17 protein-coding genes are annotated in these 20,434 nt (G+C 68.3%); 12 read left to right on the top strand and 5 right to left on the bottom strand.

The features are described 5' to 3' along the window. Positions 1–29 precede the first annotated feature (29 nt). From icmF to ACFULV_RS31675, 3 genes are all read left to right on the top strand, one after another. Entirely contained in the window at positions 30–3,239 is a 3,210-nt protein-coding gene (gene icmF / locus ACFULV_RS31685; protein WP_378663159.1) for a fused isobutyryl-CoA mutase/GTPase IcmF, read from the top strand. 81 nt (positions 3,240–3,320) lie between these two features. Next, on the top strand, positions 3,321–4,388 hold the full coding sequence (locus tag ACFULV_RS31680) for an amidohydrolase family protein (RefSeq protein WP_378663157.1): 1,068 nt from the start codon (positions 3,321–3,323) through the stop codon (positions 4,386–4,388). A gap of 53 nt (positions 4,389–4,441) precedes the next feature. Further along, on the top strand, positions 4,442–4,849 hold the full coding sequence (locus ACFULV_RS31675) for a DUF3224 domain-containing protein (protein WP_378663154.1): 408 nt from the start codon (positions 4,442–4,444) through the stop codon (positions 4,847–4,849). A 38-nt stretch (positions 4,850–4,887) separates the two neighbouring features. On the opposite strand, the gene ACFULV_RS31670 is transcribed toward ACFULV_RS31675, so the two are convergent. Together ACFULV_RS31670 and ACFULV_RS31665 are read right to left on the bottom strand one after the other, a co-directional pair. Continuing rightward, positions 4,888–5,637, bottom strand: a complete 750-nt coding sequence (locus ACFULV_RS31670; protein WP_378663151.1) for an SWIM zinc finger family protein — start codon at positions 5,635–5,637, stop codon at positions 4,888–4,890. Beyond that, positions 5,638–8,511 (bottom strand): SNF2-related protein, encoded by a 2,874-nt coding sequence (locus ACFULV_RS31665; RefSeq protein ID WP_378663148.1) that lies wholly within the window; start codon positions 8,509–8,511, stop codon positions 5,638–5,640. A 197-nt stretch (positions 8,512–8,708) separates the two neighbouring features. Between ACFULV_RS31665 and ACFULV_RS31660 the strand changes: the two genes are divergently transcribed. Continuing rightward, positions 8,709–9,071: a hypothetical protein gene (locus ACFULV_RS31660; protein WP_378635708.1), complete on the top strand. Its 363-nt coding sequence runs from the start codon at positions 8,709–8,711 to the stop codon at positions 9,069–9,071. Between the two features lie 90 nt (positions 9,072–9,161). After that, a complete protein-coding gene (locus tag ACFULV_RS31655) occupies positions 9,162–9,848 on the top strand; it encodes an HNH endonuclease family protein (protein WP_378663145.1) in 687 nt (228 codons plus the stop codon). 17 nt (positions 9,849–9,865) lie between these two features. Here ACFULV_RS31655 and ACFULV_RS31650 read toward each other — a convergent pair whose 3' ends face one another. Further along, complete coding sequence (locus ACFULV_RS31650) at positions 9,866–10,639, bottom strand: helix-turn-helix domain-containing protein (protein ID WP_378663142.1); 774 nt, start codon at positions 10,637–10,639, stop codon at positions 9,866–9,868. A 79-nt stretch (positions 10,640–10,718) separates the two neighbouring features. On the opposite strand from ACFULV_RS31650, the gene ACFULV_RS31645 reads away from it, so the two are divergent. Beyond that, positions 10,719–11,612: an alpha/beta fold hydrolase gene (locus tag ACFULV_RS31645; RefSeq protein WP_378663139.1), complete on the top strand. Its 894-nt coding sequence runs from the start codon at positions 10,719–10,721 to the stop codon at positions 11,610–11,612. Positions 11,613–11,632: 20 nt separating this feature from the next. Here ACFULV_RS31645 and ACFULV_RS31640 read toward each other — a convergent pair whose 3' ends face one another. Next, positions 11,633–12,439, bottom strand: coding sequence for a sulfurtransferase (locus ACFULV_RS31640; RefSeq protein WP_378663205.1), 807 nt, complete (start codon positions 12,437–12,439; stop codon positions 11,633–11,635). 287 nt (positions 12,440–12,726) lie between these two features. Here ACFULV_RS31640 and ACFULV_RS31635 point away from each other — a divergent pair, with 287 nt between their 5' ends. Continuing rightward, positions 12,727–13,929, top strand: a complete 1,203-nt coding sequence (locus tag ACFULV_RS31635; RefSeq protein ID WP_378663136.1) for a benzoate/H(+) symporter BenE family transporter — start codon at positions 12,727–12,729, stop codon at positions 13,927–13,929. A 22-nt stretch (positions 13,930–13,951) separates the two neighbouring features. Here ACFULV_RS31635 and ACFULV_RS31630 read toward each other — a convergent pair whose 3' ends face one another. After that, a complete protein-coding gene (locus tag ACFULV_RS31630; protein WP_378663135.1) occupies positions 13,952–14,443 on the bottom strand; it encodes an Lrp/AsnC family transcriptional regulator in 492 nt (163 codons plus the stop codon). A gap of 171 nt (positions 14,444–14,614) precedes the next feature. Here ACFULV_RS31630 and pdhA point away from each other — a divergent pair, with 171 nt between their 5' ends. The 5 genes from pdhA to ACFULV_RS31605 all read left to right on the top strand — a co-directional run bounded on the left by pdhA (position 14,615) and on the right by ACFULV_RS31605 (position 20,270). After that, positions 14,615–15,697, top strand: coding sequence for a pyruvate dehydrogenase (acetyl-transferring) E1 component subunit alpha (pdhA, locus tag ACFULV_RS31625; RefSeq protein WP_378663132.1), 1,083 nt, complete (start codon positions 14,615–14,617; stop codon positions 15,695–15,697). Then, a complete protein-coding gene (locus ACFULV_RS31620; protein ID WP_378663129.1) occupies positions 15,694–16,668 on the top strand; it encodes an alpha-ketoacid dehydrogenase subunit beta in 975 nt (324 codons plus the stop codon). Before pdhA ends, ACFULV_RS31620 begins: the two co-directional genes overlap by 4 nt. Before the next feature lie 14 nt (positions 16,669–16,682). Beyond that, complete coding sequence (locus ACFULV_RS31615; protein WP_378663126.1) at positions 16,683–18,002, top strand: dihydrolipoamide acetyltransferase family protein; 1,320 nt, start codon at positions 16,683–16,685, stop codon at positions 18,000–18,002. 107 nt (positions 18,003–18,109) lie between these two features. Continuing rightward, a complete protein-coding gene (locus ACFULV_RS31610; RefSeq protein ID WP_378663123.1) occupies positions 18,110–18,808 on the top strand; it encodes a hypothetical protein in 699 nt (232 codons plus the stop codon). An 85-nt stretch (positions 18,809–18,893) separates the two neighbouring features. Beyond that, complete coding sequence (locus ACFULV_RS31605; protein WP_378663120.1) at positions 18,894–20,270, top strand: uracil-xanthine permease family protein; 1,377 nt, start codon at positions 18,894–18,896, stop codon at positions 20,268–20,270. Positions 20,271–20,434 lie beyond the last annotated feature (164 nt).

Here is a 20,434-nt window from a genome sequence, read left to right as displayed (position 1 = left end):
CGGGCGATCTATCAATGGCGGAGGCAGTCATGAGCCTGCATGTTCCGGTGAATCCCGTGCGATTCGTGACCTCGGCGGCACTGTTCGACGGGCACGACGCGGCGATCAACATCATGCGGCGGATTCTGCAGGCCCAAGGCGCCGAGGTGATCCATCTCGGGCACAACCGGTCGGTGCGCGAGATCGTCGACGCGGTGATCGAGGAAGACGTGCAGGGTGTCGCGGTGAGCTCGTATCAGGGTGGGCACATCGAGTTCTTCGAATACCTGGCGCGGGCACTGCGCGAGGCGGGCGCCGGTGAGGTGCGGATCTTCGGCGGTGGCGGCGGGGTGATCGTCGCCGAGGAGATCGAGCGGCTCGCGGCGAGCGGCGTGCGGATCTTCTCCCCCGAGGACGGCCAGCGCCTCGGCCTGCCGGGCATGATCAACGAACTGATCCAGCTCTGCGATGTCGACCCCGCGCGCACCGCCCCCGATCTCGACGCGCTCTACACCGGCGATCGAAACGCCCTGGCGCGCACCATCACCTGCCTGCAGCAGGGCTCGCTGCCCGAATCCGATCGGGCGGCGATCCTCGCGGCCGCGACCACACGGCGTGTTCCCGTGCTCGGCATCACCGGCACCGGCGGGTCCGGAAAGTCCTCCCTCACCGATGAATTGGTGCGCAGGCTCCGCACCGACCAGCAGGACAAGCTGCGCATCGCCGTGCTCGCGGTGGACCCGACCCGCAGGCGAGCCGGCGGCGCCCTGCTCGGTGACCGGATCCGGATGAACGCCCTCGACGGCGATCACGTGTATTTCCGGTCACTGGCCACCCGCGGCAATCACGAACTGCCCGACGATATCGACGCCATGATCGCCGCCTGCCGGGCCGCCGGTCACGACCTGGTCATCCTCGAGACACCCGGCATCGGACAGGGCGACGCGGGCATCGTCGACCACGTGGATGTGGCGCTGTATGTGATGACGCCGGAGTTCGGCGCCGCGTCCCAGCTCGAGAAGATCGACATGCTCGACTACGCCGATGTCGTCGCGATCAACAAGTACGAGCGCCGTGGCGGGGCCGACGCGGTCCGCGATGTGGCGCGCCAATTGATCCGCAACCGTGCGGAATTCGGCGCGAGCCCCGCGGACATGCCCGTCTTCGGCACCAGCGCGGCGACGTTCGACGACGACGGCGTCACCGCCCTGTACCAGCACCTCACCGGCCTGCTCACCGAACACGGCCTGACACTCGAGCCCGGCGCCTTGCCCCGCGTCGACACCTCGGTCTCCACCCGCTTCGCCCAGCTCGTGCCCCCGTCACGGGTCCGGTATCTGGCCGACATCGCCGACACGGTCCGCGGCTACCACGCCGACACCCAGCGCGAAGCCGCTGCCGCCCAACGGATTCAACGACTGGCACTGGTACACGACGAGCTCCCCGACGACACGGCCGTCACCGACCTGCTCACACAGGCCCGTCCCGCCCTCTCCGCGGCCTCGACCGCGGCACTGGCCGAATGGCCGGCGGTCGCGGCGAGCTACCGCGGCGACGAGCAGGTGGTGCGTATCCGCGACCGCGAACTGCGCACGCCGCTGCGCCGCGAATCCCTGTCCGGGACCAGCATTCCCCGTGTGGCCCTCCCCCGCTGCACCGACGACGGCGACCTCCTGCGTTTTCTGCGCGCCGAGAACCTGCCCGGCCGATTCCCGTTCACCGCGGGCGTTTTCCCGTTCAAGCGCGAGAACGAGGACCCCGCCAGGATGTTCGCGGGTGAGGGTGATCCGGCCCGCACCAACCGGCGATTCAAGGTCCTCAGCGCCCATGCCGAAGCCACCCGCCTGTCCACCGCGTTCGACTCCGTCACCCTCTACGGCCACGACCCGGCCGAACGCCCCGACATCTACGGCAAGGTCGGCACCTCGGGAGTCTCGGTGGCCACCGTCGAGGACATGCGCACCCTGTTCGACGGTTTCGATCTCGGCGCCCCGACCACCTCGGTCTCGATGACCATCAACGGCCCCGCGCCGACCATCCTCGCCTTCTTCCTCAACACCGCGATCGATCAGGCGCTGCAGCGCTTCTCCGATGCCGAAGGGCGCGAGCCGACATCGGCGGAAGCCGCCGATATCCGGGCACGCACGCTGTCGACCGTGCGCGGCACGGTGCAGGCCGACATCCTCAAGGAGGACCAGGGCCAGAACACCTGCCTGTTCTCCACCGAATTCAGCCTGCGCATGATGGCCGACGTCCAGGAATGGTTCGTACGCAACGACGTCCGGAACTTCTATTCGGTCTCGATTTCGGGATATCACATCGCCGAGGCAGGCGCGAATCCCATCAGCCAGCTCGCTTTCACCCTCGCCAACGGATTCACCTATGTGGAGACCTACCTCGCGCGCGGGCTGGCGATCGACGACTTCGCCCCGAATCTGTCGTTCTTCTTCTCCAATGGCATGGATCCCGAGTACACGGTGATCGGCCGGGTGGCCCGCCGGATCTGGGCGATCGCGATGCGCGACCGGTACGGTGCGGGCGAACGCGCCCAGAAACTCAAGTACCACGTGCAGACCTCGGGTCGTTCACTACACGCGCAGGAAATGCAGTTCAACGACATTCGCACCACCCTGCAGGCGCTGATCGCCGTCTACGACAATTGCAACAGCCTGCACACCAATGCCTTCGACGAGGCGGTGACCACCCCGACCGAGGATTCGGTGCGCCGCGCGCTGGCGATTCAGCTCATCATCGCCAAAGAATGGGGGCTCGCCGTCAACGAGAATCCGCTCCAGGGCAGTTTCATCGTCGACGAACTCACCGATCTCGTCGAAGAGGCCGTGCTGGTCGAATTCGAGCGGATCAGCGAACGCGGCGGAGTGCTCGGCGCGATGGAGACCGGCTATCAGCGCGGTCGCATCCAGGACGAGTCCATGCGTTACGAGCAGCGCAAACACGACGGATCCCTACCGATCGTGGGAGTGAACACCTTCCGTGGCCGCGACGACGGCACCGAACACGCCCCGCTGGAACTGGCTCGCGGCACCGAAACCGAACGCCGCTCCCAGCTGGACCGGCTGCACAGTTTCCAGGCTGATCACGCCGAGGAATCCCATCGCGCGCTGGCGCGGCTGACCGAGGTAGCGCACACCGACGGAAATATTTTCGAAGTGCTCATGGACGCGGCGCGGGTGTGCACATTGCAGCAGGTCACCGATGCCTTCTTCGCGGTGGGCGGACAGTATCGGCGCACTGTGTGAGCCGCGTAATCCGTCGCGGCGCGCCGTTGGCGTGTGACAATCGCCGTGAGCTCTGCCAGCGGCGGCGATGGGACGCACAGCATGGATCTGACCGACTTCGACATCATCGATGCCCATATTCACCAGTGGGATCCGCATGCCACCCCACGCGAGTTCAGCAAGCTCGCGAAATTGATGCGCTATCTGCCTTTACCGGTCGATATCGCGGCGAAGCTGGCCCCGCTGCGTGACCGCCAATTCGTCGGCGAGCCCAGCGCCTACCTCCAGCCTTATCTACCCGCCGACTACCGCGCGGACCGGGGAAATACGCCGGTCGAATCCGTGGTGGAAATCGAGGTGCAGTGGACGGGCTGGAAGCCCGACGAGACGCGCTGGGTGGCGAGCCTGCCGTTCGGTGTCGACACGCCCGCCTTGGCCACGATCATCGGCTCGGCCGACCCCGCCGGCGCGGATTTCGGCGCGGTGCTCGATGCGCATCAGTCCGCGTCGCCGCTGTTCCGTGGTATCCGGACGATGGTCGCCCACCACCCCGATCCCGCCGTGAAGTCCTTCGCCGCCCACGACGGCGCACTCACCGCCCCGGCGTTCCTGCACGGCTTCGGGCAGCTCGCCGAGCGGGGGCTCTCGTTCGACGCCTGGGTGTACTCGGGGCAGCTCCCCGAGGTGACGGCGCTGGCCGAACGGTTCCCCGAGGTACCGATCGTGCTCGATCATCTGGGGACGCCCGCGGGCATCTTCGGGCCGGTCGGCAAGGACACCGGGCACACCGCCGGACAGCGGGAGGTCCTGTTCGATCGGTGGCGCGAGGACCTCACCGATCTGGCCGCGCAGCCCAACGTGGTGGCCAAAGTGAGCGGGCTGATGATGCCGGTGCTCGGACATCCGGTGCCACGACGCGGTGCTGCGACACCTGTCCCCACACTGCTGAGACGGGTGGGGCCGCTGCTGGCGCACGCGCTGGCGGTGTTCGGCGCCGACCGGCTGATCTGGGGGTCGAACTTTCCGGTCGACAAGCCGATCACGAGCCTCGGCGGCGCGGCCGAGACCGTGGCCACCGCGCTGAGCGAGGCGGGCGCGAGCACCGACGACCTGCGGAAGGTGTTCGGCGGCAATGCCGTCCGGTTCTACCGGATCGAGCCCACCGCGTGAATCGCCGCGTCCGCGAGCCGGTTTCTGTCGGTGGCCGGGTTTAGCATCGGCGCATGAAAGCCATCGGCACCTTCGAGGTCACCGCGTTCGATCCCACCGAGCTGACGCCGCAGCCGCCCATCGTCACCGGGATGCCGGTCGGCATCTCGACCATGACGAAGGCCTACGCGGGCGAGATCGAAGGGCTCTCGGCCACGCTGTTCACCGCCGCCTTCGACATGAGCACCGGCGCGGGCACCTATCTCGCGATGGAGTCCTTCGAGGGTGCGCTGAACGGCAAGGCCGGTGCGTTCAACTTCGTCCACTCCGCCACCACCGGTGGTACCGACCGCACCGACGAGTTCTTCCACATCGTCCCCCGCAGCGGCACCGGGGAACTGACCGGCATCACCGGTACCGGCGCGCTGTACGTGGATGCCGAAGGCGGACACCACATCTGGTTCGAGTACGAGCTGGGCTGATGCCAGGGTTCAACAGCAGACCGGGCCGCACCGTCGACTCAGTCGTCGAATTCGGTATAGAGCGAACGCAATTCGCGTAAACCGGTTGCCGCGGTCGGTTCGTCCTCGGCCGACATCCGCAGCGCGCGACGCAGCGGAATCGCGTCGAGGTCGTCGATGACGGCGTGGAATTCGACGCGGGGCAGCTCGGGTAGGACCAGCTCGTCGCCGTAGGGGTCGTCGGAATCGGCGGTGCGCGTGGACTTCTCGACACCGCCGATGAGGGTGTCCAGGTCGAGGCCGCGCAGGGTGAGGATCTCGCTGGGCTGCTCGTCCAGGCGCTCGGCGAGCAGATAGCAGACCGCCGCCACGTGCTTGCACGGCCAGCCCATGTCCGGGCAGCTGCAGGTGAAGTCCAGTTCGGAGGCCGTGGTCGGCAGCAGGTGCGGGCCGAGCGCGGGTGGGAGCGCGCCCGAGGCGATCTCGGCCAACATGCCGGGCGCCTCCCTGATCTCGGCGAGCAGCAGGTCCACCTCGTCCTCGCGCAGCGGCCGGATCGACAGCACCGAGGTGAACGGGCTCGGTTGGCTGCCCTGCACCTCCGCGGTCACCGCGCCGCGTTCGATCCGGTAGTTCACCACCTGCCCGACCCTGGCGTAGGTGCGTCCGCGCGAGAGCCTGCCCGCGTCGGCGACCTTCTCCACCGCGTCGAGCAGCGATTTGCCCCACCAGGTCCGGCCGAAACCGCCGCGAGCCTGGGCGCCGCCGCGCACCGGTTTGCGCGGACCGAACTGGCTGAAGTCGGCCATCTACTCACCCACCGCCTCGGCGCCGAGGGTGAACAGCTCGCGCAGTTCGTCGGTGCTCATCTCGGTGATCCAGTTCTCGCCCGCGCCGACCGCCAGATCGGCCAATTGCTTCTTCCCGTTGATCATTTCGTCGATCCGCTCTTCGATGGTGTCGACGCACACCAGCTTGCGGACCTGCACCGCGCGCTGCTGGCCGATCCGGAACGCGCGATCGGTGGCCTGGTTCTCGACGGCCGGATTCCACCAGCGGTCCAGGTGGATCACGTGATTGGCGGCGGTGAGGTTCAGCCCGGTGCCGCCCGCTTTGAGCGAGAGCAACATCAGCGGCGGGCCGTTCTCCCCCTGGAAGCCGGTCACCATATCGTCGCGGCGCTGCTTGGCCACGCCGCCGTGCAAGAACGGGATCGGGGTGCCGAACCGTTCGGTGAGGTAGGGCAGGATCAGGTCGCCGAACTCACGGAACTGGGTGAAGAGCAGGGCCTTCTCGCCGTCGGCGAGCACCGCGTCGAGCACGTCCTCGACCAGCGCCAGCTTGCCGGAGCGGTGGCCGCCGCGTCGCAGGATCGGCGAACCGTCGCCCAGATAGTGCGCGGGGTGGTTGCAGACCTGTTTGAGGCGGGTCAGCGCGCCGAGCACAGCGCCCTTGCGCGCCATGCCCTTCGCGTCTTTGAGTTTCTCCAGCATGTCGTCGACGACGGCCTGGTAGAGGGCGGCCTGTTCGACGGTGAGGTTGGCCCGCACCGTCATCTCCAGCTTCTCCGGCAGGTCGCTGATCACCGCCGGATCGGTTTTGAGCCTGCGCAGCACGAACGGATCGGTGATCAGGCGCAGCCGATCGATGGCCTGCTGATCGCGTTCGCGCTCGATCGGCACCGCGAACTTGGCGCGGAACGATTGCGGGCTGCCGAGCAGTTTCGGCATGGCGAAGTCGAACAGCGCCCGCAGTTCTTCCAGCCGGTTCTCGACCGGAGTTCCGGTGAGCGCCAGCCGATGTCGCGCGGTGAGCGCCCTGGCCGCACGCGCCTGCCGGGTCACCGCGTTCTTGATGTGCTGGGCTTCGTCGAGCACGATCCGCTCCCACTGCTGTTCGTTCAGCAGCGTGATATCGCGGGCGAGCAGTGCGTAGGTGGTGATCACCAGATCCGAATCAGCCACCGCCGCAGCGAATTCCGAGCCCTGGAGCCGACCTGGACCGTGATGCACGAGCACCCGGAGGTCCGGCGCGAACCGTTGCGTCTCCCGCTGCCAGTTGCCGACCACCGACATCGGACACACCAGCAGCGTCGGTCCGACCCGCGCCGCGGCGTCGTAGGTCGCGAGGGCGGCGAGCTCGTCGACCACCGCGGGCTGCGTCTTCTCACGCGCCACGGCAGCTGCGCCGACCTCGCGCTCGTGTACGAGCAGCGCCAGCACCTGCACAGTCTTGCCGAGGCCCATGTCGTCGGCCAGGATCGCGCCGCAGTTCAGCCTGCTCATCGTGGCCAGCCAGCTCAGGCCACGTTCCTGGTAGGGCCGTAGCTGGGCTTTCAGGCCGACCGGAACCGGAACCGGCTCGGGTTCGCTTTCCCTGGCGAACAATTCGGCCGCCCAGCCGTCGGCGGTGACCTCGGTGACCGGGACATTGTCGACCCGCTCGGCGGCGAGTTCACCGATCATGTCGGCCAGGGTGATCGGGCTGTCGTCGGCATGCTGCGCGACGTAGCGGGCAGCGGCGGCCAGTGCTCGATGGTCGGCCTGCACCCACTCGCCGCGCAGCTGGACCAGGTCGGATTTGCTGCTGATCAGCCGTTCCATCTCGGCCTGGGTGAGCACCAGATCGCCGAGCGCCAACTCCCACCGGTAGGAGAGCAGGCCGCTGAGGCCGACGGTGGATTCGGCGGCGGCGGGACTGCTCACGCGCAATCGCATGCTCGGTTCGGCGATGTTCCAGGCCCGTGGCAGGAGCAGCCGAATACCGGCTTCCTGCAAGGCATGTGCACCGTGGGCCACCAGGTCGGCCACCACCTCGGTGGGGAGCAGCAGGTCGAGGCCGCGCGGATCGGTGGGGAGGTCGCGCAGGCGCGGGTAGGCCTTGCGCGCCTGGCCGAGCTTCTCGGCCGCCGTGCGCACGAGCACCGGATCATCTTCGAAGACAACGGGTTTGGGTGCGTCGTCGACCGGGCGCAGGCACACCTGGAGTCGCCACAGCGCCACCGATTCGTCGGCCGTGCCGAATTCGCCGTCGGGTTCGCACAGGCGCAACACCAGCTCCGGCTCATCGGCGGCATAGCCTTCCCGCCACTGCGTCAGCGTTTCCGACAGGCGGTAGGAGCCGACGTCCAACGGCGTGTCGGCGACCAGCGCGGCCAGCAGCGGGTGCGTCATCGTGCGGTGCGCGAGATATTCGCGGGCAATCGGGTCGGTGAGATGTGCGCACAGGTCGTCCAGCACGGCGGCGGGCGGGCCCGCCACCCGCAGCGCCGGCGGCATCGCGGCGGCCAGCTCGGCCAGCCACGCCCGTTGACGTTGTCCGCCGACGAGCCGCCAGCGCACCCACCACTGGCCGTCGGCCCGCTCGATCTGGGGCACCACGCGTCCGGCCCGCACCCACCGTTCGATGCCGCGCGCGACGTGCGCGAGGAACCGCAGATCGCCGGAGATGTGCTCGCGCGGCAGTCGGCTGCGCAGCACAACGGCCGCCGTCGGTGGCGCGAGCGCGTGCGCGCGCACCTCGGCGGTACCGGACTGTCCCTCGGCATCGACGACGAGCACCTGGGCCCGGTGCCGGAACCTCGCGCGATCCAGGATGTCGCCGAGCACCGACCCCACGGCGACCGGCTCCGCGTCGTGCCACAGCAGTAGGCCCGATTCGGGGGACCACAGACCGTGCAGCATGAGCTCCATCCAAGCAGGCGGCACCGACACCGATCACGGCCGCCATACCCCTGGATTTCTCGCCGCAACGAGAACATAATGAAATAACCCCAGGTCACGGGCCGGAACACCCACCGGCGACAACTCCATATGGACCCAGGCGGACCGGACGATCCGGTTCGACCGATGACCCCTTGTAATTCGTGCGGAGGGCAGCGATGACGATTCTGCTCCAGGTTCTCGAGCAGAGCTACACACCCAACACCCCTTGGGAACGGCGCAAATTCACCTTCATCGACACCACGAAGATCCTCGGCATGCGGCTGGACGGCCAGGCAGGCGTCTGGCTCGATCTGTCGCGGCCAGGCGAATCCCAGCGCCTGGCGCACACCATCGACCCCAGCGAATCCATCACCTTCCTGCTCACCGTCTTCGCCAAGATCGCCGAATGCGAAGACCGTGGCGGTTCGTGGCTGGTCGGCCATGACGGCGCCCACGTCTCCTCGATAGCAGCCACCCGATTCCCGCCCAACCCGGCCGAGCAAGCCGCGGACGACCTGCTGGCCCGGGCGTGGTTATAGGCCGCATCGTCGACTGAGGCGGGCCTTCCCCGAGCCCGGCGCCGCTCGAAGCGCGATTGTTGTCGGTACCACCGGCTACAACATGCGGGTATGGGGAAACCGGCGTGGTTGCTCGTCACAGTGCTCGCGGTTGCCGGGTGCGCGGTGATCGGACCGGAACAGCCGGTCACACCCGCACCCGGTAGTCCGACGCGCGCCGAGCTCACCGCTTTGCTCGACACGGTGCGCGTGATCGCCGCGCGTCCTCGGCCCGGCGGCTACGAACGTGGGTGCAAGGCGGGTCAGGCCTGCGTGTTCGGCCCGGCCTGGACCGATGATTCCGACGCCCCCGGCAGCCACGACGGCTGCGATACCCGCAACAACGTGCTGGCGATGCAGCTGCGCGAGGTGGTGCATCGGGGCCACTGCGTGGTGGTGGAAGGCATCCTCACCGACCCCTACACCGCCACCGACATCCGCTTCAGCAAGTCCGACGGCGGCCGGATCCAGATCGACCATGTCTACCCACTGGCCGCCGCCTGGGATATGGGCGCCGCGACCTGGACCCCGGACAAACGTCGCCGCTTCGCCAACGACCTCGCGGTGAACCTCCTCGCGACGGGCGCCGCCACCAACCAGGCCAAGGGTGACGACACCCCCGCCGCATGGCTGCCGCCCGCGCGACCCAACCACTGCTTCTATGCCGCCAAGTACCTCACCGTGGCCCTCGACTACGACCTGCCCATCACCGCCGCCGACAACGCGACTCTGCACGACATCGCCCGCGGCTGCCCGTGAGGACCGCGAGAAGGCGTTCAGTCCAGGACGTTGATCCGCGCGCCGGTGCTGAGCAGATCAGTCGCGGAGAGCCCGCACATGGCGTGGAAAGTGTCGCTGAAGTGTGAGGGGCTGGCGAATCCGGCGTCGGCCGCGGCGGTGGTGAGGTCGGCACCTTTGGCGACAGCCCGGCCGACGGCGAGCATGCGCGCCCAGACACGATAGCGGCGGAAGGTGGTGCCCGCGTGTTCGGTGAACAGGTGCAGCAGCCGGGATTTCGACAGCTGTACTTCGGCCGCGAGTTCTTCCGCGGTGATCGATCGGGTCGGGTGCGCGCGCACGATCGCGGTCGCGGCGGCAATCCTCGGATCGAGTCGGATCCGCGCCGGCCCGCACGCGATGTCCATCACCTCGGCCGGGTCCATGTCGTCGCGGGCGGCGAGGCGGATCAGGGCGGTTTCGTGGTGGTGGTGGACGCCGAATTCGTGCACGCGCTCGGTTATCTGCTCCCAGCACCCGTGGGCGCGGGGCGACCCGGGGTCGATGTAGCAGAACAGCATTCGGGTCTGCTGCGCGACTACCTGGTGCAGCGTGCGTGGGGGTATCAACGCGCTGCGAACGGTGCGCCGACCGAACGAATCGGCGTGCAGGGCGAACGGGCCGTCGACGCCGACAGCGAGGCAGTGCACCGACCCTGAGTGGCGGTCGAGCCGCAGCGAAGGCCCCCGGTAGACGGCGTGGCCTATCCACAACCACACGTCCGCGCTCGCTGCCGACGGGTAGCACGTTTCTGGAAGCGGTCGCTGACCCATGCCCGCCATGCTTGCACGAGATCAACCGGGATGAACGAGCACCGCATCGTGCTCGCGCTGCGATCGAACAGGAAACGTGATGAGTGTTGTCTCCGAACTCGGCGAGTCTCGCCTTGTGCACCTGCCCCAGGGCACTATCCGGATCTACGAACGCGGGCAGGGTGAGCCGGTGCTGTTCGTGCACGGCTTGTTCGCCAATGCGGCGGCATGGCGCAAAGTTGTTCCCCGACTGGCCGATTCATATCGGTGCATCACCGCCGACTGGCCTTTCGGAGCGCACCGGATACCGATGACTCCCGATGCGGATCTGACCCCGCTGGGCATCGCCGAGACGATCGCCGATGTGATCGAGACTGTCGATCTGGATGCAGTGACGCTGGTCGGCAACGACGGCGGCGGCATGCTCTCCCAGCTCGTGGTGACCCACCGGCCCGAACGAATCGCCCGGCTGGTGCTGACACCGTGCGACGCCTACGAGAACTTCCCGCCACCGCTGTTCGACTACCTGTGCTGGATGGCCCGCACACCGGGGGCTGGATCACTCACAGGCTTGCTCCTTCGGTTCCCCACGGTTCGGCAGACGTACGCACGCTCGCGGTTCGGATTCGGTGGCCTGTCGAACAACCCGATCTGCGGCGAGCTGATAGACCACTACCTGCACGGAATGACACACGATCGCGCGATCGTGCGCGACAGTCTCAAATTCCTTCGCGCCGTGGACAACAAGTACACCCTCGATGCTGCCGCTCGCTTCAGGTCGGCCACTCTTCCAGTGCTCATCGCATGGGCGGAGCAGGACCGATTCTTCCCGTTCGAACACGCGCGACGACTCGCGGAAGACTTTCCGAACGCCCGCCTCGCATCGATCACGAACTCGCTGACCTGGGTCGCCGAAGACCAACCCGCTCGCACCGCGGCAGTGATCGATCAGTTCATCGGCACGACACCCCTGCACGCCGACCGGCCCTCGTAGGCGAATCGCACCGCAGGCGCTCATTCTCCGGTCGCCACGGCCCGTTTCGGATCGTTCGACCACTGCGAGTACGAGCCCGGGTAGAGGGCGGCGTCGATGCCCGCGACGGCGAGAGCCGCGATCTGATGGGCGGCGGTGACGCCGGATCCGCAGTACACCGCGACCGGGCCTTCGCCGAATCCGGCGAAACGTGCGCGCAGCTCTTCGGCGCTCCGGAAATGCCCTGTGCCGTCCAGGTTTTCGGCCGTCGGCGCACTGATCGCGCCCGGTATGTGTCCGGGACGCGGATCGATCGGTTCGACCTCGCCGCGATACCGCTCGCCCGCGCGAGCGTCGAGCAGCACTCCCGACCATTTCGCGGCGGCGTCGGCGTCGATCACCGGCAGACCGCCTGGCCGTACCACCAGGTCACCGTCGAGGGGGTCGGCTTCGGCGCCCGTCGCGATCGCGCCACCGGCCGCGATCCACGCGGGCAACCCGCCGTCGAGGATGCGCACGTTGTCCACACCGGCCCAGCGCAGCAGCCACCATGCCCTCGCGGCCGCCGTTCCCCCGGTCGCGTCATAGACCACCACCGGATCCCCCGCGCTCAATCCCCAGCTGCGCGCGCATTTCTCGAAGGTGCCCGGGTCGGGTAGCGGATGCCTGCCACGGGCGGGCGATGGCGCGGCGGCCAGTTCGGTCTCCAGGTCGACGAACACCGCGCCCGGGATGTGTCCGTCGAGATAGTGCTGCGGGCCGTTGGGATCGCCCAGCGCCCACCGCACATCGAGCAGATGAATCGGCTTGTCGGCCAGCTCTTCCCGCAGCTCGCCCGAGGAAATCAACACCGCGCCCAATCCCACTCCTACTCCGAGCCCCCGCCTGCGAAACCGTTCTCGACACCCTACGCATCGAACCGGCGCAGCGGCACCCGTGCACGCAATTTCGCGGCCGAACGCCAACCCGGACGGCCTGCCACGATGGCCGGCATCGATGCCCGCAGGACGTATCGCCGGGGGGAGCGTTCGCGGGCCGATCACCCAACTGGACCGGCTCACACTCAGCGCGAATCAGTCCACTTTCGTGAGACTGGCAGGCGACGACCCCCGCTTCGTCGGGCATTATCGGCACAATGTCGCAGGTCTCCACCACTTCGCCCGATATCGCCGACAAACCGGCGGGCATCGCACAGCCGCTCGGTGCGGGCGCTATCACCGCACTGGTCGGCTTCACGAGCTCGTTCGCGGTGGTGCTGAGTGGTTTGCGCGCGGTGGGGGCGAGTCCGGCGCAGGCCGCGTCGGGCCTGCTGATCCTGTGCTTCACCCAGGGCATCGGCATTCTGCTGCTGAGTGTGCGGTACCGGATCCCGATCACGCTGGCCTGGTCCACGCCGGGTGCCGCCCTGCTCGCGAGCACCGGACTGGTCGCGGGCGGCTGGCCGGGCGCGGTCGCGGCCTTCGCGGTGACCGGCGTGCTGATCGTGATTACCGGGTTGTGGCAGCGGCTCGGCTCGCTGGTGGCCGCGATCCCCGTGCCGATCGCGCAGGCGATGCTGGCCGGTGTCCTCGTTCCGCTGTGCCTGGCCCCGGTGCAGGCGCTGCGCACCTCGCCCGCCGTGGTCGTCCCGGTCATCGTGGTGTGGCTGGTCCTGCAACGGTTCGCACCCAAGTGGGCGGTGCTCGTCGCCTTCGCCACGGCGGCCGTCGGTACGGGCATCGACATCGTGGTGAACAACCGGCACCTGGAATTGTCCGCCATGGTTCCGACTGTGGAATGGACTGTCCCCCAGTGGCATTGGCAGGCCGTCGTCGGCATCGCCATCCCGCTCTACATCGTCACCATGGCCTCGCAGAACATTCCGGGCGTCGCGGTGATGCGCTCGTTCGACTTCCAGGTCCCGTGGCGTCCCGCCATGCTCGTCACCGGTATCGGCACCATCCTCGGCGCGGCAGCGGGCGGCCACGCGATCAACCTCGCCGCGATCAGCGCCGCCCTCGCCGCCGCACCGTCGGCGAGCCCCGACCCCAAACGGCGGTGGATCGCCGCGGCGACAGCGGGCGCCAGCTACCTCGCCCTCGGCCTCGCCTCCGCCGCCCTGGTCACTCTCATCGCCGCCGCGCCGGAGGGAACCATCGAAACCGTCGCGGGCCTTGCCCTGCTCGCCACCCTCGCCGCCGCCCTGACCGGTGCGCTCAGCGACCCCGCCCACCGCATGGCAGCCCTGGTCACCTTCCTCGTCGCCGCCTCCGGCACCACTCTCTTCGGCATCGGCGGCGCCTTCTGGGCCCTGGTAGCCGGCCTCGTCGTGCGCCGCTTCCTGCCCACCGGCACCTGAGGGTCCGGCGGCAGGGCCGAGTTCAGTTCGGGCCTGCCAGCCGGTCGAGCAACGGGCCGGTCCGCGGTCCCACCAGCTCACGCATGACCAGGGCCATATTGGTGCGCTCCACGCCGGGGATCTTCAGGATTCGGCCCGCGATGCGGTAGAGGTCGTCGGCGTCGCGGGCGACGATGCGGACGGTGAGATCGGTGGCGCCGGTCATCCCGCAGACCTCGGTGACCTCGGCAACATCAGCCAGCTCGTCCACCACGCTGTCGAGTCGGTGCTGGTCGACCACGACCGCGACGAACGCCGCCAGTGGGTAGCCGAGGGCGCGCGGTTCCACCCGGCGTTCGAAGCTGCCGAGCACCCCGCCGCTGTCCCAGCGCGCCAGACGCGCCTGCACTGTGTTGCGCGACAGGCCGAGGCGCGCCGCGAGCTCCACCCCGGTCGCACGGGGGTTGGCGATCAGCTCGCGCAGCAAACGCGCGTCGGTGGCGTCGAGTGTCACGTCAGGTTCGCGACTGGTCATACAACGCAGTATGACAGCGCACCACCCCCGCAGACCATGCATTCTGCTCATGTGCGCGTGTACCACTTGCGCACACCGCATTATGGTGGATGCTGAGTGATACACATCGCACTCAGCGGAGTGGCGTACCTGCATCGGCCCACAAGGCGCGGTAGCGAGGAGGCGATCACGATGTCGCAGAAGCAGACCTACCCGGTCCAGCTGGTTCAGCCCGACGGCCGTCGGGTGTTCGACAGGGAGCACGGCGCGCTGGTCGCCGACATCGATGCCGAGCGGTTGCGGCAGCTGTATCGGGACATGGTGATCACCCGCCGGATCGATGTCGAAGCGACAGCGCTGCAACGCCAGGGCCAGCTCGGATTGTGGCCGCCGCTGCTCGGCCAGGAAGCCGCGCAGGTCGGCTCGGCGCACGCGCTGCACCCCGACGACTACGTGTTCTGCTCCTACCGCGAAACCGCGGTCGCCTACTGCCGTGGCGTCCCGCCCGAGCAACTCACCGCCCTCTGGCGCGGCGTCTCGCACCACTGCTGGGACCCCCACGAGGTCAAGATGACCAATGCCAATATCGTCGTCGGATCCCAGGGGCTGCACGCGACCGGTTACGCCTTCGCCGCCCACCTCGACGGCGCCGATATCGCCACCATCGCCTACTTCGGCGACGGCGCGACGAGCCAGGGCGACCTCGCCGAGGCACTCGGATTCGCCGCGGCGTGGAGCGCGCCGGTCGTGTTCTTCTGCCAGAACAATCAGTGGGCGATCAGCGAACCGGTGGCCGTGCAGAGCCATACCCCGCTGGTGCGCCGAGCCGATGGCTACGGGATTCCGGGCGTACAGGTCGACGGCAACGATGTGCTCGCGGTCCTCGCGGTCACCCGCCAGGCCGTCGAACGCGCGCGCACCGGCGGCGGCCCCACCTTCATCGAGGCGATGACCTACCGGATGGGCCCGCACACCACCGCCGACGACCCGACCCGCTACCGGACCGCCGCCGACACCGAGTACTGGGCCCAGCGCGACCCCATCGAGCGCGTGCGTCTACTCCTCGACGGCGAAGGCGACCTCTCCCCCGAATTCACCCGGCAGGTCACCGACGAGGCCGACGAGGTCGCCCGCCGGCTGCGCACCGCGACAATCGAGATGCCCGACCCCGATCCCGTGCGGATGTTCGACAACGTCTACGCGACCGAGCATCCACTGATGACCGAAGAGCGCCAACAGCTCTCGGCCTACCTCGCCGAAGGAGCGCAGTCATGATCACCACCTTCGCCGGCGCCCTCAACGTCGGCCTGCGCAGTGCGATGGAAGACGACGCCAAAGTCGTCCTACTCGGCGAGGACATCGGCCGGCTCGGTGGCGTGTTCCGCGTGACCGACACCTTGCAGAAGGATTTCGGCGACAATCGCGTCATCGACACACCGCTGGCCGAATCCGGCATCGTCGGAACGGCTTTCGGGATGGCGTTGCGCGGATACCGTCCCGTGGTGGAGATCCAGTTCGACGGTTTCGTCTATCCGGCCTTCGACCAGATCGTTTCGCAGGTGGCCAAGATCCACAACCGTACCGGCGGAAAAGTGACGGCACCGTTGACGATCCGCATTCCGTTCGGCGGTGGCATCGGCGCGGTCGAGCACCATTCGGAATCACCCGAGGTGTATTTCGCGCATACCGCGGGCCTTCGCGTTGTATCACCGAGTACGCCCGCCGACGCGTATTCGATGATTCGCCAGGCGATCTCACTGGACGACCCGGTCATTTTCTTCGAACCGAAACGTCGCTATTGGGACAAGGCCGACGTAGATTTCGAAGGCGAACCGGATCTGCCCCTGCACAAGGCCAGGGTCTGCACCCGCGGCGCCGACGCCACCGTCGTCGCCTACGGCGGCACCGTTGCCACCGCACTCACCGCGGCGAAGATCGCCGCCGAGGAAGGACATTCGCTCGAGGTGATCGACCTGCGCAGTCTCTCGCCGATCGACGTCGACACGATCGCGGAATCGGTGGACAAGACCGGCAGGCTGGTCATCGTGCACGAGGCGCCCGTGTTCGCCGGGCTCGGCGCCGAGATCGCGGCCCGCGTCACCGAACGCTGCTTCTATCACCTCGAGGCGCCGGTGCTGCGCGTCGGTGGCTACGACATCCCCTACCCCCCGGCTAAGCTCGAAAAGCACCACCTGCCCGACCCCGACCGCATTCTGGCGGCGGTCGACCGCTGTCTAGCCGCGTGATGAAAGGTGCCCTCGTGCCGGAACCAGCCGCCGACGACGACGGTCATGTTCTCGAGTTCCGCCTTCCCGACCTGGGTGAAGGCCTGGCCGACGGCGACCTGGTGTCCTGGACCGTCGCGGTCGGCGACACGGTGGAACTGAACCAGACCATCGCCGAGGTGGAGACCGCGAAGGCGGTGGTCGCGCTGCCGTCGCCGTTCTCCGGGGTCGTGGTCGAACTGCTGGCTCAGCCCGGTGACACCGTCCCGGTCGGCGCACCACTGATCCGGGTGCGCAACGATCTCGAGGTGTCGGCCCCACCGACCGCGGAGCCTCACACGAACGTGCTGGTGGGGTATGGGCCCGAGGCCGAATCGACCTCGCGGAGAAGGAAAGCCACGCCGTCCATGGCCTCGAGCACGCCGAGCTCCCATCGCGCCGCCGCGACCCCCGCGGCACGCAAACTGGCCAAGGAACTCGGCATCGACCTGTGGTTCGTCGCGGGCTCGGGGCCGGAGGGCGCGGTCACCGTCGACGACGTGCGCTCGGCCGTGCCGGTGACCCAGCCGCGCACCCCCGCCCGCCTCGGCGATGTCGTGCCCGCTCCGTCGAACGGCCACGTCACCGACGGGGACGGCCTGATCGAGCCCACCGCCCGCGAAGAACGCACGCCCATCGCGGGCATCCGGAAGCGCACCGCCGCCGCGATGCAGGCCAGTTCGCGCACGATTCCCCAGGCCAGCACCTTCGTCACCGTCGACTGCACCGCGTCGATGGAGCTGCTCGACCACCTGCGCACCACCAAGTCCTTCGAAGGACTCACGCTCACGCCACTGGCGCTGGTCGCCAAGGCCACGCTGGCGGCGATCGCGGAGTATCCGGGGATCAATACCGCGTGGGACGAGCAGAACCAGGAGATCGTCACCAAGCACTATGTGAACCTGGGGATCGCGGTCGCCTCGGATCGCGGCCTGATGGTGCCCAATCTCAAGGAGGCTCAGTCGCTGAGCCTGCGCGAGCTGTGCCGCGAGATCAGCTGGGCGGCCGACACCGCCCGCTCCGGCAATGCCACCCCGAACGACCTGCGCGGCGGCACCTTCACCCTCACCAACGTGGGCGTCTTCGGTGTCGACAGCGGCGTCCCGCTGGTGAATCCGGGCGAGGCCGCGATCCTGTGCCTCGGCTCGATCCGCAAGCGCCCCTGGGTCTTCCGTGACGAACTGGCCGTCCGCTGGGTCACCACCCTCGGCCTCAGCTTCGATCACCGCATGGTCGACGGCGAGCTCGGCGCCCGCTTCCTCGCCACCACCGAGGGTTTCCTGGAGGACCCGTTGACGCTGCTCAGCCGCATCTGAGCACGCGTCGGGACCCGGCCGTATAGTTCGGGCCGGTGCGCGTCCGACCGGACCGCGCACCGTGCGAACGAATTTCGGCAGGTGTATCCGAGGAAAAGGGGGGCGTCATGGGGTATCCGTATGGGCAGCAGCAAGGTCAGGGCTATCCGCCGAACGGCCAGCAGGGCTACCACCCGTACGGCCAAGCCGCACCCGGGTACGGAGCACCGGGCCCCGGCGTTCCCGGGTACGGCGCTCCTGTGCCCGGCTATGGCGCTCCCGGATACGCGACGCCCGGCCCCGGTGCCCCCGGATACGGCTATCCCCAGCCTGCCGCCTCGGGCGCTACCGGGATCATCGCTGCCGTTCTAGCCCTTCTGCTTTCGCTGGTTTCCCTTGTTGGTGCGGTGGTCAGCTATAACGCCACACGCGCTTACGAATGCTCCGGCGAATTCGTCCAGAAGCCGGACGGCAGCTTCGAGTGCTCGAGCACGTCCGTCTCGCCGCTGGTGATGACCTTCGTCGTCACCGGCGCCGCGCTGGGCCTGTTGCTCCTCACCGGCTCTATCCTGCTGTTCCTCCGCAAGACAGCGGGCCGGGTGATCGTCATTGCCGTGGCGGCGCTCAGCGCACTCGGCAGTCTCGTCTCCCTCGCGACCTCCGCGTCATCCTCGGTGACATCCGGCGCGAGTGTGGCCATCGGGCTCGTCCAAGCCGCGGTCGCGGTCTTGATGCTCAGCCTTGCCGCGGCATCGTCGACCGGGCGCTGGATCCGGGCAGCACAGCAGCGACCGAACTACCCGCAGGGCGGTTACCAGCGGTATTGAACCCACCGGGTGATATATCCGACCCGCAACTCCGACGAAACACGGCGCTCACTCACGGTAAAAAACGGGGACTACAACCTGTTACATGAGTGAGGCGCATCCCGTCGACACCCGGTTGCCGTTCGCTCGGCAACTGGCCTTCGGCATCCAGCACGTCCTGATCATGTACACCGGCTGCATCACCGTGCCGCTGGTCTTCGGCGCGGCCGCGGGGCTGGACCGGGCGACGATCCCGCTGTTGATCAGTGCGGATCTGCTGGTCGCGGGCATCATCACGCTGGTGCAGAGCCTCGGTGCCGGCAAGCTGGCCGGTGCGCGGTTGCCGATCGTCTGCGGCGCTACGTTCGTCGGGCTCAACCCGATGATCCTGATCGCCAAGGAGTACGGCCTCGACGCCGTGTACGGGTCGATGCTGATCGGCGGTGTGGCCGGTGTCGCGCTGGCCTGGCCGTTCGCGCGGGTGGTGCGGTTCTTCCCGCCGCTGGTCACCGGGACCGTGCTGACGGTGGTGGGCGTCTCGCTGATCGGGGTCGCCGGGGGCTTGATCATCGGGACCGACCCGAAGTCGGCCGGCTTCGCCTCGCCCTCCAATATCGGGCTGGCGGCGGTGGTGGTGCTGATCGCGGTGGGCTTCGTCTGCCTCGGACGCGGCGTGTGGTCGCAGCTCGGCGTGCTGATCGCGCTGGTCGCGGGCATCGTGATCGCGCTGCCGATGGGACTGATCACCACCGCCGGGATCGGTACCGCCGACTGGGTAGGGATCCCGCAGCCGTTCCACTTCGGGTCGCCACAGTTCCCGGTGACCGCCGTGGTGGCGATGAGCATCGTGATGGCCGTGGTGTTCGCCGAGTCGACCGCGAGCATGCTGGCGATCAGCGAGATCACTGGAAAACCGCTGAGCAGGGGCGATCTCGCGCGCGGCCTGGTGGGCGACGGCCTGTCGGGTGTGCTCGGCGGCATCTTCACCGCGTTCGTCGACACGATCTTCAATCAGAACGTCGGCGCGGTCGCCACGACCAGGGTCTTCAGCCGGTATGTCACCGCGGTGAGCGGCGCGATCCTGGTGGTACTCGGACTGGTGCCCCGCATCGGCGAGGTGGTGGCGGTGATTCCGAAGCCTGTGGTCGGCGGGGTCGGGCTGGTGCTGTTCGCGACAGTCGCCGTCGTCGGCATCACCACGCTGCTCAAAGCCGATCTGACGGACCGGGTCAGCGCGACCGTCGCGGCCACCGCCATCGGCATCGGCCTGCTGCCGGTGTTCACCAAGGACATGTTCGACAAGTTCCCCACCTCGGCCCAGATCCTTCTCGACAGCGGCGTCACCCTCGGTGCGGCCACCGCGTTCCTGCTGAACCTGGTCTTCAACCACACCCGCCTGGGCACCCTCGCGCGCGGCTCGACCACACCACCACCGCCACCGGCTTCCCTGCCCACCACGCCGAAACCCGCCGCCGCGATCTGATCGACCCGAGAGCACCAGGCCGGCGGTCACCGCGCAGCCGGCGCCACATTCCCAGCCCACACATCCCGACCCCGAGGAGGGATCGCCGACGAAGTCGGCGGTTCGCGCCCGTCCCGTCGATCAGGCGCCGTTGCGTAGGCGACGAAGGAGCAAGCAACGGTGCC

Origin of the sequence: Nocardia sp. NPDC057272 (assembly GCF_042668615.1) — a bacterium.
Taxonomy (GTDB): domain Bacteria; phylum Actinomycetota; class Actinomycetes; order Mycobacteriales; family Mycobacteriaceae; genus Nocardia.
Note: the sequence above shows the minus strand (reverse complement) of the source record. Positions and strands in the feature narration are given on the sequence as shown.

Bases quoted from the DNA above. Each gene is read 5' to 3' on its own strand.
- icmF (WP_378663159.1), top strand. From the start codon at position 30: ATGAGCCTGCATGTTCCGGTGAATCCCGTGCGATTCGTGACCTCGGCG.
- ACFULV_RS31680 (WP_378663157.1), top strand. From the start codon at position 3,321: ATGGATCTGACCGACTTCGACATCATCGATGCCCATATTCACCAGTGG.
- ACFULV_RS31675 (WP_378663154.1), top strand. From the start codon at position 4,442: ATGAAAGCCATCGGCACCTTCGAGGTCACCGCGTTCGATCCCACCGAG.
- ACFULV_RS31670 (WP_378663151.1), bottom strand. From the start codon at position 5,637: ATGGCCGACTTCAGCCAGTTCGGTCCGCGCAAACCGGTGCGCGGCGGC.
- ACFULV_RS31665 (WP_378663148.1), bottom strand. From the start codon at position 8,511: ATGCTGCACGGTCTGTGGTCCCCCGAATCGGGCCTACTGCTGTGGCAC.
- ACFULV_RS31660 (WP_378635708.1), top strand. From the start codon at position 8,709: ATGACGATTCTGCTCCAGGTTCTCGAGCAGAGCTACACACCCAACACC.
- ACFULV_RS31655 (WP_378663145.1), top strand. From the start codon at position 9,162: ATGGGGAAACCGGCGTGGTTGCTCGTCACAGTGCTCGCGGTTGCCGGG.
- ACFULV_RS31650 (WP_378663142.1), bottom strand. From the start codon at position 10,639: ATGGGTCAGCGACCGCTTCCAGAAACGTGCTACCCGTCGGCAGCGAGC.
- ACFULV_RS31645 (WP_378663139.1), top strand. From the start codon at position 10,719: ATGAGTGTTGTCTCCGAACTCGGCGAGTCTCGCCTTGTGCACCTGCCC.
- ACFULV_RS31635 (WP_378663136.1), top strand. From the start codon at position 12,727: ATGTCGCAGGTCTCCACCACTTCGCCCGATATCGCCGACAAACCGGCG.
- ACFULV_RS31630 (WP_378663135.1), bottom strand. From the start codon at position 14,443: ATGACCAGTCGCGAACCTGACGTGACACTCGACGCCACCGACGCGCGT.
- pdhA (WP_378663132.1), top strand. From the start codon at position 14,615: ATGTCGCAGAAGCAGACCTACCCGGTCCAGCTGGTTCAGCCCGACGGC.
- ACFULV_RS31620 (WP_378663129.1), top strand. From the start codon at position 15,694: ATGATCACCACCTTCGCCGGCGCCCTCAACGTCGGCCTGCGCAGTGCG.
- ACFULV_RS31610 (WP_378663123.1), top strand. From the start codon at position 18,110: ATGGGGTATCCGTATGGGCAGCAGCAAGGTCAGGGCTATCCGCCGAAC.
- ACFULV_RS31605 (WP_378663120.1), top strand. From the start codon at position 18,894: ATGAGTGAGGCGCATCCCGTCGACACCCGGTTGCCGTTCGCTCGGCAA.